At 64.4% G+C, this 12259-nt stretch carries 14 protein-coding genes; all 14 read right to left on the bottom strand.

Features of this window, described 5'->3' with window-relative positions; genetic code table 11:
* Positions 1-2 precede the first annotated feature (2 nt).
* The gene (locus tag KOM00_RS17930; protein ID WP_216500324.1) at positions 3-530 is read right to left on the bottom strand and encodes a flagellar basal body-associated FliL family protein; all 528 of its coding nucleotides are present in this window, start codon (positions 528-530) and stop codon (positions 3-5) included.
* Between the two features lie 480 nt (positions 531-1010).
* A complete protein-coding gene (locus KOM00_RS17925) occupies positions 1011-1895 on the bottom strand; it encodes a flagellar hook-basal body protein (protein ID WP_216500323.1) in 885 nt (294 codons plus the stop codon).
* Positions 1896-1998: 103 nt separating this feature from the next.
* Positions 1999-2391 carry a TIGR02530 family flagellar biosynthesis protein gene (locus KOM00_RS17920; protein WP_216500322.1) on the bottom strand — a complete coding sequence of 131 codons (393 nt, stop codon included), beginning with the start codon at positions 2389-2391 and terminating at the stop codon, positions 1999-2001.
* 1 nt (position 2392) lies between these two features.
* A complete protein-coding gene (locus tag KOM00_RS17915; protein ID WP_216500321.1) occupies positions 2393-3058 on the bottom strand; it encodes a flagellar hook assembly protein FlgD in 666 nt (221 codons plus the stop codon).
* A 13-nt stretch (positions 3059-3071) separates the two neighbouring features.
* Positions 3072-5135 (bottom strand): flagellar hook-length control protein FliK, encoded by a 2064-nt coding sequence (locus tag KOM00_RS17910; RefSeq protein ID WP_216500320.1) that lies wholly within the window; start codon positions 5133-5135, stop codon positions 3072-3074.
* Between the two features lie 96 nt (positions 5136-5231).
* Positions 5232-5729: a MotE family protein gene (locus KOM00_RS17905; protein ID WP_216500319.1), complete on the bottom strand. Its 498-nt coding sequence runs from the start codon at positions 5727-5729 to the stop codon at positions 5232-5234.
* Complete coding sequence (gene fliJ, locus KOM00_RS17900) at positions 5726-6166, bottom strand: flagellar export protein FliJ (protein ID WP_216500318.1); 441 nt, start codon at positions 6164-6166, stop codon at positions 5726-5728. The genes KOM00_RS17905 and fliJ overlap by 4 nt, the downstream gene beginning before the upstream one ends.
* Positions 6167-6250: 84 nt before the next feature.
* The gene (gene fliI, locus KOM00_RS17895) at positions 6251-7576 is read right to left on the bottom strand and encodes a flagellar protein export ATPase FliI (RefSeq protein WP_216500317.1); all 1326 of its coding nucleotides are present in this window, start codon (positions 7574-7576) and stop codon (positions 6251-6253) included.
* Positions 7566-8279 (bottom strand): FliH/SctL family protein, encoded by a 714-nt coding sequence (locus KOM00_RS17890; RefSeq protein ID WP_216500315.1) that lies wholly within the window; start codon positions 8277-8279, stop codon positions 7566-7568. Before KOM00_RS17890 ends, fliI begins: the two co-directional genes overlap by 11 nt.
* A complete protein-coding gene (gene fliG / locus KOM00_RS17885; RefSeq protein WP_199395774.1) occupies positions 8266-9258 on the bottom strand; it encodes a flagellar motor switch protein FliG in 993 nt (330 codons plus the stop codon). Before fliG ends, KOM00_RS17890 begins: the two co-directional genes overlap by 14 nt.
* A 29-nt stretch (positions 9259-9287) precedes the next feature.
* Positions 9288-10859: a flagellar basal-body MS-ring/collar protein FliF gene (fliF, locus tag KOM00_RS17880; RefSeq protein ID WP_216500313.1), complete on the bottom strand. Its 1572-nt coding sequence runs from the start codon at positions 10857-10859 to the stop codon at positions 9288-9290.
* A 154-nt stretch (positions 10860-11013) separates the two neighbouring features.
* The gene (fliE, locus tag KOM00_RS17875) at positions 11014-11319 is read right to left on the bottom strand and encodes a flagellar hook-basal body complex protein FliE (RefSeq protein WP_216500311.1); all 306 of its coding nucleotides are present in this window, start codon (positions 11317-11319) and stop codon (positions 11014-11016) included.
* Positions 11320-11335: 16 nt separating this feature from the next.
* Complete coding sequence (gene flgC / locus KOM00_RS17870) at positions 11336-11773, bottom strand: flagellar basal body rod protein FlgC (protein ID WP_216500310.1); 438 nt, start codon at positions 11771-11773, stop codon at positions 11336-11338.
* On the bottom strand, positions 11773-12195 hold the full coding sequence (gene flgB, locus KOM00_RS17865; RefSeq protein WP_216500309.1) for a flagellar basal body rod protein FlgB: 423 nt from the start codon (positions 12193-12195) through the stop codon (positions 11773-11775). Before flgB ends, flgC begins: the two co-directional genes overlap by 1 nt.
* Positions 12196-12259: the final 64 nt, after the last annotated feature.

The raw sequence follows: 12259 nt of genomic DNA, 5'->3' as shown, positions 1-12259 counted from the left end.
TTTTACTGCACCACGAAATCGGTGAAATAAACCTTGGTTACCTTGCTGGGGGGGACCACCTTGGAGACCGCCGCCAGAATCTGCTCGCGCAGCTGGTTTTTCCCCTGCAGGTCCTGGATCTCCTGCATGGTCTTGGTGGTCAAAAGGATCAGGATGGCGTCGCGCAGCGGGGCGAGCTTCGCGTCGAGCTCCGCCTTCGCCTGCGGGTTGGCCATCTCGAACTCGACCTTGATCTTCAGGTAACGGAGCTCCTGGCCGTCGTAGATGTTGACGATGAAAGGCTCCAGGGGATAGACGGTGCCGCCGCCGGCTGCGCCCTCTCCTCCCTTGGCGGGCGCGCCGTGTTCCCCGCCCCCTTCGGCCTTGGCCTCGACCTTGGCACCTTCGGGCGCCTTCTCTTTCTTACTCCCCCCCATGAAGAAGGCTGCCGCCCCTCCGATGGCAAGGACCGCTACCACGGCGCCGATGATGATGAAGAGCTTCTTGTTGTTCTTTTCCGGGGTCTCTTGCGGCTTCGCCGGTTCGGCCATGCTGGGTTCTCCTTTTTGAAACAGCTCAAGCTGGTGTATTCGAATTGAACACCCTTGCAACCCAAGTGCCAGATCTGCGAATCCGCGCCAGATATGCCCGGAGAGGCCGGTGCCGGCGACGCGGCGGGGGACGGCAAAGCCTTATGTTACGAAAGGTTGCAGCTTCGAGGGGGCCGGTTGCCCGGAGCGGGGGTGCGGGGGCGAAAGGGGCACGGGTCAACTTTTTGACCCGCAGCGTGAGGGATGTCGGTGCCCGTCGCACGGCTCGGCGGAGAGGCGCGACGGCTCGGGGAGGATGGAACAGGGGGAAAATGGGCGCACGGGTGCCCTGGCGGCGGGAAGCGCAGGGTTTGCGCCCGCGTCGCGTCAGAGATCCGGCCCGAAGGGTCGGTGTCAGAGCTTCGACGCCGGGGGGAGCTTTGACACAAGGGTATGGGGGCGCGGCAGATGCCGCGCCCCCTTTGCTCCCCTTTCGCTTCCCTAGCGGATCAGCTGCAGGACTTCCTGCGTCATCTGGTCCGTGGTGGTGATGGTCTTGGAGTTGGCGGAGTAGGCGCGCTGGGTGATGATCATCTTCACGAACTCGCTCGCCATGTCGACGTTACTCTGCTCGAGGGTGTTGGAGAGGATCTTCTCGCTGACGCCGTTGGGCTTGTTTGCGGCCAGGGAGAAGGCGGCCCCGGAGACGCCGGCATCCGCGGTCGCCTGGTACAGGGAGCCCCCCATCTTGCTGAGCGCGGTAGGGTCGGATGCGGTGATCACGGCCAGGCGCTGCACGGTAGCGGCGTTGGCGGGGGTGGCCGCTACGCCCACGGCGCCGGAGGTGTTGTAGTAGTTCTGGGTGATGCCGTCGGTGGCGAGGTAGGTGATCAGGCCGGAGTTGTCGATGCTGATGATCTTGCCGAAGTCGGTGGTCGGCGCCGCGCCGCTGTTCACGAACTTGATCGGGTTACCCTGGGTGTCGAGCACCTGGTAGCCGTCCGGGTTCACCAGGGTCAGGTTGTTGTCTACCTGGAAGGCGCCGGCGCGGGAGAGGAAGGCGGAATTCTGGGTCGCCACCGGGGAGGCCGCGGTCGGCGGCTTAAGGGCGAAGAAGCTGGTCCCTTGTATGGCGAGGTCGGTCACGTTCTCCGAGCTCTGGGTCGAGCCCTGGCTGAACACGTTCTGCACCGCCTGCATCTGCACGCCCTTGCCGATCTGGGAACCGCCGCCGATGTTCTGGGACAACATGTCAGAAAAGAGGGTTCTGGCCCCCTTGAAACCTACCGTGTTGACGTTGGAGATGTTGTTGCCGATGACGTTCATCGCTTCGCCGTTTTGGATCAGGCCGGTAACGCCGGTAAACAATGCGGAAGTAACACTCATTTTTTTGCCTCCTTAGGCTTGGTTGTGGGACTCCTCAGTCGGTCGGTGTCCCGCGGGCTTTCCTTCTGGAGGGCCAGCCCGTTTCGATTGTCGTTTTTGCGTTTTAGAAAAATACTGCCGAGTCGATGTTGGTGAAAACGTTCCCTTTCATCCCCTGACGATCCATGGCGGTCACCACTGTCCGGTTTTTGACGCTCACCACGAGCGCCGCGTCCCCCATAAGGATCAGCGATTCCCGGCCTCCCTTTTGCGCCACGCTGTCCACCGCCCCTTCCAGCTGCTTCATGTCGGCGTCGGAGAGGGTGATGCCGCGGGACTTGAGCCGCTCCTGGGCGTGCTGGGAGAGCTTGACCGGCTGCCCCGGGAGCTTCTGGTCCAGGACCTGGGCGAAGGGGGTGCTGCTCCCCGTGTTCTTCGCGGCCGGCTTGGTGCCGTTCTGGTTCGGCTTGGCCGGCGCCTGGATCGGTTGGGGAAACAAGATGCTGTTGTCGATCATCTTAGGCCCCCTCGGTCACCGAGGTGACATCGGTCAGGTTGAGTTTCAGCGCCCCTATCGAGAGCACCGGGCTGCTGCCAGACATGTCGACGCCGTTCACCTTCCCCCGCACCAGCCCGGTGGCGGTGACGGCGGTGCCGGCGGCGTCCTTTGCGGAGACGCTGAAGCTGTAGGCGCCGGGGGTGAGTTGCGCCCCGGAGTTGTCGGTTCCATCCCAGCTCACGCTGTTGCTCCCCGAGTTCTGGGCGCCGCCGGTGATGGTCTTGACCACCTTGCCGTTGGCATCGAGCACGGAAACGGCCACCGTCTGTGCGCTCCTGCCGAGATTGTAGTTGATGGTGGCGCTGCTCCCGGAGCTCAGTTCCACCTGGGAACCGGAGGCTTCCACCTGCTTGCCGATCAGCGAGATCGCCGCCATCGTCCCCGCGTTGCTCCCCTGGCTTAGCAGGTTCTGCAGGTTGGTGTTGGTGTTGTAGGCCTGCTCGACCTGGGTCAGCTGGGCGAGCTGTGCGATGAACTGGGTGCCGTCCTGCGGATTCAGGGGATCCTGGTTCTGCAGCTGGGTCACGAACAGCTTCAGGAAGTCGTCCTTGTTCATGCCCGTCGACTTCTTCATCGCTGCCGCGGCCGAGGCCGTGGTTGCTGCGGATGTTGCGTCGGTTATCATCCCTACCTCCTTTCTAGAATCGCACGTCGAGCAGGCTGTTGACCTCGGCCGTCAGATAATTGACCCGGGGTGCATCCTGACCGTCGTACCCTGCGCCCCTGGCGAACCTGGGGGGCTGTTGCTGCCGCTGGTTCCCCCTCTCCTCGTTGAGGGGAGCGTTGAACCCGCCACCGCCGGTGGATACGCTGAACCCTTCCATGGTGAGGTTCTTGCCGGAAAGGGCCTCGCGGAGCGAGTCGAGGTTGCTCATCAAGAGGTCCTTGACCATGCGGTTGTCCGCGTGAACCTCCACGTTGAGCCGGTTGTTGTCCATGCGGAGCTCGATCTTCAGCTCCCCCAGCTCGCCCGGGTTCAGCCTGATGCTCATCTGGCCGTTCCCCTTGCCGTCGTGGGTCACCACCCCTTCCCTTACCTGGGAAAGGATGCTTTCGTGCAGGAAGGTCTTGCCGCCGGAAAGCTTGGCTTCACCCTGCACCGCTTCCGCCGGGGTTCCCTGCGCCGTCAATCCCGCGCCGAGCATCTGGCCGTTCAGGCCGTCCTCCCCTTTCTGTTGCGACTGTCCCTGCTCACCCTGAGCGCCCGACGCGTCCCGCACCCCCACCGACTCGGAGAGTGAGCTGGCAGTTGCCGTAGTTGCATTCTTGGTGCCGGAAACGTCCTCTCCCGAAGGTTTGGAGACGTTCGCCTGCTGGGCCTGCACCGCTTCCCGTACCTGCTTCCCGGTAACGGCTTCGCCCTGGTGGGCGTCCTTTCGCTGCGACTGCGGAGCCTGCTCCGCCTGGGCCGTTTTTTCCTGGGAGACCGTTGCCGGTTCCCCCTGCTTTTCCAGCTGCACCTTCACCTGGGCCGCCCCCACCTCGGGCTTGGTCTCCCGGACCGTTGCGCCGGTGGTGCCTGCGGCTGCGGCGCCGGCTGCATCCGGGGTGATCGCCTGCGCCTGCCCGCTTGCGTCCTCCCTTGTTGCTGTGCCCTGCTGCACCGGCGCGTGCTCCTGCCCGGCCGCTGCCGTGGTCGCGGCAGGGTCGCCTGCCGTTGCGGGCTCGGCCTGCTTCCTGACCGGCATGGCGACGAAGCGCCCCGCACCGGTTTCTTTCGCCGCCAGATGGGCGGCCGCCACCGTCTGGTCGGCGGCAACGGCGGTTTTTGCGGCATCCGGGAGTACCGGACCTTCCTGCCGCTCCGCCCCCCCCTGCGCCACCTGCGCCACCTGCCCCGTCTGCGCCTGGGGCTTCTCAACCTGCGCTCCTTCTGTCGCGCCCGTCGAAGGGACCACCTGGGCTTTCCGCTCCCCGCGGGGGAGTTCTACCGACTCCGCCTTCTGGCCGAGTTCGATGCCGGCCGTGCCGGCGGTGGTCTTTTGCTGCTGGTTCTGCGGTTGCGCTGCCTGTTGCGGCAGCTCCGATGGTACCGGGCCTGCGCCGGCCGCCGTTTTCGGTGCCGTTTCCGGTGCCGCTCCCTGCTGCGTGCGCTGCTGCAGGGCCTGGAGCCTTTCCAGCGCGGTGGTGCCTGCCGCCGCGTTGGCATCCTCGCTTCTTGCCGCGAGGTTCGACTCGATCGCGGCCGTGGCCACGACCAGCCCCGGGTTCGGGTCCGGCTTCATTTCCGGGACCGTCCCGGTTGCCGCCTCTGCGGCCTGACTGGAAACCGCGGTTTCCGGCGTCGAGGAGAGCGCCTGTTCCGCCCCCCCGTTTTGCGCCACCGTCCCGGCAGCGCCTTCCGCTGCCGTTTCCTCTTCCGAATCCGCCTTACGCCCCTGCTGCTTGCCGGAAACCGCCCCCTTTTCAGCGGCCGGTTTCCGAGCCGCTTCGGCCGGCTTGTCGTCTTGCGAGGAGTCGGTTTTCTGTGCCTTGGCCGGTTGCGCCTTCTCCTCGCCCCTGGCGGAACGGGAAGTCGCCTTGTGGGGCTGCTCCGGTGTCGGCCGGGAGGGCGTCTCCGCAGGTTTCGCCGGGGCCTGCCTCCCCTGCAGCAGCTGTTGGAATGCCCCTGCACCGGAGGCCGCCGCTGCCGTTGCCATCCCGGTCGATACTGCCGGGGCCGGGATGGCGTCTGGAATGAATGCTGCGTTTTGAACCATCATGTGCTGTCACCTCCTTTTGTTTGAATTACGGCTGCGTCCATGCGCCGCCGGTTGAAATCCGCCGTTCTCGCGGCGGTTCGAACAGGTTTCAGCCGGTCACTTCCCGGCGAGGTTCAGCCTGGTCCACTCCAGGACCCGTGGCTGGTTGATGAAGGGGATGAGTTTCACGGCGGTCTTCTGGTCCATCTGGTTCAGCATCTGGATCACCATCTTCTCGTCCAGCTTGTTGAGCAGTGTCCCCGCCTCATCAGGCTTCAGCCCCTTGTAGATCTTGATCATCTTCTTGTAGCGGTCGTCGTCCTGCTTCTTCTTGGCGGTGAGCGACTCCTCGATACCCTTCTTGGCCGCGTTCAACTCCGCCACCCGGGCGTCCAGCTTGGCGGAGAGCTGGTTCAGGGCCGCTTCCTTGGCGGCGAGCGCCGCCTCCTTCTGCGCCAGCTGCTGCCGCTTCGCCTCGAGGGCTGCGGCTTCGCCGGGCATGCTTCGCGGCGGGTTCTTCACCTCGGCCGCCTGCGCCGTGAAGACCTGGCGTTCGTTCCATAACAGCGGCAGTGCCATGAGGAGCAGCACCAGCACGCCTATCAGCTTTTTCACTTATGCCCCCTCCCCTGGACGGCTATCTCGTCCAGGAAGGCCCGTTCGCGGTTCAACTGCTCCATTCTCAGGTCCCGCATCTTCTTCTCCTTGAAGACCTCCAGCGCCTTCTTCTCCTTGGCCGCGGCCAAAAGCGCCTCGCGCTTTTCCTGGACAGCCTTCTCCAGCATAACCAGGCTATCCCTCAACTGCTGGATCTCCTGGGCCTTTCTGCGCGAGAAGTCACCGTAGAGCTGCAGGTCCTTGGCCTGGATGCCGGTCATCTGCCGCTGGGCGCATTCCTGCTCCAGCTGCTCCATCATGGCCTTCTCGTTCTTCAGCCGCTCCCTGGCACTCTCGTGCTGCTGCTTGGCCGCCGCGAGTTCCAGCTGGTGCATCTTCTCCACTTCCTTGCGGAACTTGAGCACCTGTTCGAGCCTGAATTCCTGTCCTGCCATGGCCTGCTCCTCCCACCTTCGCTAAAGCTACGGTGGGCAAGCCCCTTGCCACACCGCAAAATAAACTCCGCATCTTTTGACGCGCTAATCGTTCAGACTGCCTGTTCCAAAGATCCGGGCCAGGGCCTCTATCGATTCCTCGAATGTCACCTGGTCCGCCACGTCCTGCTTCAGGTAGGCGACCATCTGGTCCATCCGCGCTATGGCCAGGTCGATCTTCGGATTACTGCCCGCCTTGTAGGCGCCGATGTTGATCATGTCCTCGGCCTGCCGGTAGGCGGCCAGGGTCTCCTTGAACTGCCCGGCCAGCGCCCGGTGCTCCCTGCTGGTCACGTCGCTCATGACGCGGCTCGCGCTGTTCAACAGGTCGATGGGGGGATAGATGTTCCTGGCCGCCAGCTCACGGGTCAGGATGATGTGCCCGTCGAGGATGCTGCGCATGGCGTCGGAGATCGGCTCGTTGAAGTCGTCCCCCTCGACCAGCACCGTGTACAGCCCGGTGATGCTCCCCCCCTGGAAGTTGCCGGTCCGCTCCAAAAGCCTCGGGAGCGCCGCGAAAACGCTCGGGGTGTACCCCTTGGTGGTGGGGGGCTCGCCGATGGCCAGCCCCACCTCGCGCATCGCCATGGCGAAACGGGTGGCGGAGTCCATCATGAGGAGCACCTTCTTCCCCTGGGCCTGGAAGTACTCGGCGATGGTGGTCGCTATGTAGGCGCCGCGCATCCGGACCAGCGGGGGCTGGTCGCTGGTCGCCACCACCACCACCGACTTCCTGAGCCCCTCGGCCTGCAGGTCCTTCTCGATGAACTCCCGCAGTTCCCGGCCGCGCTCGCCGATCAGAGCGATCACGTTGACGTCGGCCTCGGTGTAGCGGGCGATCATCCCCAGAAGGGTCGACTTCCCCACCCCCGAGCCGGCCATGATGCCGACCCTCTGCCCCTCGCCGCAGGTCAAAAGACCGTTGATGGCGCGGATGCCGAGGTTCAGGGGCTTCCGGATCGGACGCCTTTTCATGGGGTTCACCGGCAGGGCGTAGATGGGATACTCGTCCGCCACCTCGATGGGCCCCTTGTCGTCGATCGGCTCCCCCAGCCCGTCGATGACCCGTCCGAGGAGCGCGGGGCCGACCCCCAGGGCCGCCTTCTCGCGCCGGACCGAGATCACGCTCCCGAGTCCCACGCCGCGCAGTTCCCCAAGCGGCATCAACAGGGTCTTGTTCTCGCGGAAACCGACCACCTCGGCGGGGATCGGGGGATGCCCCTCGGAGTGCACCTCGCAAACGCTCCCCACCGCGGTCTCGGGGCAGTACCCCTCGATGACCAGGCCTACCACCTGGGTCACCTTGCCGTGAAAACGGACCGGCTTGGCCGCATCGACCACCGGCAGGTAGCGCGCCAGATCAATCCCCACTTTGTTCTTCCTCCCGCCGCGCGTTCCTCTCCTCGGAGAGCCGGCGCATGATCTCCTCGAGCTGGGCGTCGAGGCCGGCGTCGATGTTGCCCCGCACCGTCTCCACCAGGCAGCTCGCCGGCCCCAGCGCCGGGTCCTCGCGCAGCGTTATCTTCTTCCTGTCCCGGGAAAGCGCCTGGAACTGCGGCGAGTACGCCACCACCTGGTACTCCTCCGGGTTCAACCGCACCACGATCTCCCCTTCGTCCGCTGCCAGCTCGACCGCCCCGTGCACCAGCCCCGCGATCAGCCCCGGGTCGAGGGAGAGCTCCCGCATCATCACCTTGCGCGCTATCAGCACCGAGAGCTTCAAAAGGTCCTCCTCGGCGTCGTGCATGAGCTGGGACCGCAACGCGCCCGTGGAGAGGAGCGCCTGGGCCAGCGCCTCGCTCACCTTGGCGAGGTCCTCCTCGGCCTGCTGCCTTCCCTTCTTGACCCCTTCGGCGTGCGCCTGCTGGATCCGTCTGAGCGCCTCTTCCTCGGCGATCACGCTGGGAGGGATTTCGGGCTCCCGCTCCTCCTCGACCAGAGCGGGCTCCTCCTCACCCAGCTGGATGGGGCGGAACACCTCCTGCCCCGCCGTCGGGGCCAGTTCGCCCCCAAGCGGCTCCAGCGTGTAGGCCTCGGAGTCGACCCCCTTCCTGATGATCTTAGACGAGAACATCTTCCGCCCCGCGTCCCGCGATGACCACCTTCCCTTCCTCTTCCATCTTCCGGACGATCTTGATGATCTCGCTCTGAGCCTTCTCCACGTCGGAGAGGCGCACCGGCCCCATGACCTCCAGGTCCTCCTTGATCATCTCGGCCGCGCGGCTGGAGATGTTGCGGAAGATCTTGTCCTTGACCTCGTCCACCGAGGTCTTCATGGCCAGGGTCAGCGTGTCGTTGGAGACCTCCCTCATGATGGACTGGATGGCGCGGTCGTCCAGCTTGAAGATGTCCTCGAAGGTGAACAGGTGCTTCCTGATCACCTCGGCCAGCGGCGGGTTCATGGTGTCGAGCTTGTCGAGGATCTTCTTCTCGCGGCTTCGGTCGAGGTGCGCGAACATGTCCACCACCTTCTCCACGCCGCCGACCTTGAAGCGCTGCACCCCCCCCAGGGCGGTCAGCTCCACCCGGATCACCTCATCGATCTCGGCGAGGATCTCGGGGGAGACCTGGTCCACCTCCGCGATGCGGATCACCACCTCGGCCTGAAGCTCCTGCGGCAGGAGCGCGATGATCTCGCTGGTCTGCTTGGGCTTCAGCTTGGCCAGTACCACGGCGATGGTCTGCGGGTGCTCCTGGGAGAAGAAGTTGGCGATGGTGCGGGGATCCATGGTGGAGAGGATGTCGGCCATGTCGCCGATACCGGAGGTGCGGATCTCCTGCAGGAGGGTCTCGGCCCGCAACGGACCCAGCGCCTTCTCCAGGATCTTCTTGACGAACTCCTCCCCCTGGGAGAAGAAGCCGGTTTCCGGGTTGGTGATGTCGGTGAACTCCTCCACCACCGAGGCGATCTCCTCGCGCGGGACGTGGCCGAGCTTGGACATGCTCTGGCTGATCCGCTTGATGTCGCCGTCGTCCATGTGCCCGAAGACCTTGGCGGTCGCCTCGGGGCCCAGGTACAAAAGGAGTATGGCGGCCTTCTCGGCTCCGGTCATGCTGCACCTCTATAAATCACGTATCTCATCTAGTCCTTGCGCGTCAGCCAGTTCTGAAGAATCTGGGCGGCCTGGTAGGGATCCTGTTTCACCTTCTCCACCAGCTCGATCTGGGTCACCCGCATCTTCTCCTGGGCGATCTTCTGCATCTCGAGCATGTGGGCGTTCTCGACCTCGTCCTGGATCGGGAGGAAGGAGGTGGCGGGCTTCTCGCTCTTCAGCGTCTTAAGCAGCGGCCGGATCACGAACAGGATCAGGGCCAGGAAGCCCAGGCCGATCAGGCCGTTCTTGATCAGGGTCTGCACGATGGGGGCGTCGTACCACTTGGGCCCCTCGCCGCCGGTTTCGCCGGTCTCCTGGAAGGGGATGTTGGCCACGGTCACCTGGTCGCCGCGCTCGGCGTTGAAGCCGACCGCGCTCTTCACCAGCGCCTCGATCTTCTGCATCTCGTCCGGGGTCCGGGGCTGGTACTTGGGCTGCGCGCCCGGCTTCGCCCCCACGGGGAGATCGTACTTGCCGTCCACGAGGACCGCCACCGACACCTTGGAAAGCGCCCCAACCGGTTCGATGATGCGGGCGGTGGAACGGCTCACCTCGTAGTTCAAGGTCTCGTCGGTCTTCGAGCCGCCGCCGCTCTGCCCGCCCGGTCCCGGGGGGGTGCGCCCGAGGTTGGTCTGCGCGCCCGGAACGCCGGAGGCGGTGGTCGTGGCCCCCCCCTTCTCCTCGCTTCTCTGCTCGCTTCTCACCGCGGCGGACTCGGGGTCGTAGCGCTCCTCGTACTTCTCAACCTGCTTGAAGTCGAAGTTGGCGGTGACCCGGGCCACGCACTTGCCGGAGCCGACCACGCGGTCCAGGAGCGACTGCAGCTTGTCCTCCTGGGTCTTCTCGAAGTTGCGCTGGGTCTCCTGGCGGGAGCCGGTCAACTTGCTGGCCGGGTCGGAGCTGGTGTTGCCGGAGAGCATCTTGCCCCGGCTGTCGAGGACGGTCACCTGCTCGGGGTCCATCCCCTCGATGGAGGCGGCGATCAGGTGCACGATCCCCTGCACCTCGGAGTCCCTGAGCATCCGGCTCGATTTCATCTTGAGCACGACCGAGGCGGTCGCCGGCTTCTCGGCCTCCTTGAACAGGGTCTTCTCCGGGATGGCCAGGTGCACCCGGGCCGACTCGACCCCGGCGATCTGCGAGATGGTGCGGGAAAGCTCCCCCTGCAGGGCGCGCTGGTAGTTCAGTTTCTGCACGAACTCGGTCATGCCGAAGTTCTTGCGGTCGAAGATCTCGTAGCCGACGCCCCCACCCTGGGGCAGCCCGTCGCTGGCCAGGGAGAGCCTCAGGTCGTACACCTTGTCCGACGGGACCATGATCGCCTTGCCGTCGGCGGCGATCTGGTAGGGCACCTTCTGTTCTTTCAATTTTTTGACAATCTCGCCGGCGTCGTCGCTGTTCAGGTTGGCGAACAGCGGGCGGTAGTCGGTCTTGTTCGCCACGGTGATCAGCGCCGCGAAGGCGAGCAGCGACCCGAGCGCGACCCCCGCGACGACCAGACGCTTCCCGGTCGACAGAGCGAGAAAAGGTTCCAAAAGTTTTTTAAGCCCTTCCGGCATGGGATCTCCAAAAACAAGGTTGAGGTTAAGGTTGAGGTTGAGAAAACCTCTTGTTTCCCTCAGCTACAGCCAGCTGCACTTCATGACTAAAACGCGGCAAGGTTGGGGGTTGAGTAAAGCTCTCCTCAACCTTAACCTCGACCTTAACCTGCCTTTAAACCGGCATCCTCATGATCTCCTGGTACGCCTCGACCGCCTTGTTGCGTACCTGGGTCAGCATCTGAAAGGAGATGCTGGCCTTTTCCACCGCGAGCATCACCTCGTGTAGCCCCTTGGTCTCGCCGGTGGCCAGCGCCTGGATGGATTGGTCCGCGGCGCCTTGCTGCTGGTTCACTTTGGAGACCATCTCCTCCAGAAACTTGCCGAAGCCGACGGTCGGGTTGCCCTGCGTCCCCTGCACCTCTTGGGCGGGAAAAGCCTGGGAGAGTCCGCCTACCTTGGTGAGTGCCGATATTTCCATGTAGTACCTCCGTTACCTAGCGCAGCAGGTCGAGCGTCTTGAGCGCCATGCTCTTGGCTGCCTGGGTGGCCGTGATGTTCGCCTCGTAGCTGCGGCTGGCCGTGATCATGTCGGCCATCTCCTCGACCACGTTGATGTTGGGGTATGCCACGTAGCCGTTGGCGTCCGCATCCGGGTGCCCCGGCTCGTACTGCAGCCGCGGGGGGCGCTGGTCCTCGTTGATCTGGGTGACCTGGACGCTCCTGGCTTCGTTGGCGCGGGAAAGAGCGGCGCCGAAGGAATTCCCCTCCTTGACCGGGGTCGCGGTGAACACCGCGTCCTTGCGCCGGTAGGGTCCCCCCTCCGCGGTCCTCGTGGAATTGACGTTGGCCAGGTTGGACGAGATCAGGTTCATCCTGGTGCGCTCGGCGGCGAGTGCCGAGGCGCTGATGTCCATGGAAGTGAAAAAGTCCATTATAAGGTACCCCTTATGGCCTGCTTCAGCTCCTCGAACTTCTTGGTGAGGATCTGCACGCTGGCGTTGTACATGATCTGGTTCTCAGCCAGACGCCCCATCTCGCTCTCCATCTCAACGCTGTTGCCGTCGGGCCCCATGTTGCCGGAATTCAGCTCGACCACGTCACCCTGCACCTTCTCCAGGGAGGCCGCGGAGGCCCCCTTGAGCGGGATGTGGCGCGGGTTGGTGAGTGCGCCGGCTTTGGGTCCCCCCTTGAGGGCGCTCTTCAGCTGCCCCTCGAAGGAGAGGTCGCTGGCCGTATAGCCCGGGGTCTCCACGTTGGCAAGGTTGGCCGAGATCATCGTCTGCCGCTTGGCCCTCAAGTCCAGGGTCTTCCCCAGCAGTTCGACGGTGGTTCCGAAAATTCCTTGTACTGGCATCTCATCCTCCTTGGTCGCCAAGCAGCATCAGCAAAAGGCGTACCACCTGCGGCGATTCAATGTA

This window comes from Geomonas diazotrophica, from assembly GCF_018919385.1.
Lineage (GTDB): Bacteria > Desulfobacterota > Desulfuromonadia > Geobacterales > Geobacteraceae > Geomonas > Geomonas diazotrophica.
The sequence above is the reverse complement of the archived record's forward strand: the minus strand, read 5'-3'. Positions and strand labels throughout refer to the sequence as shown.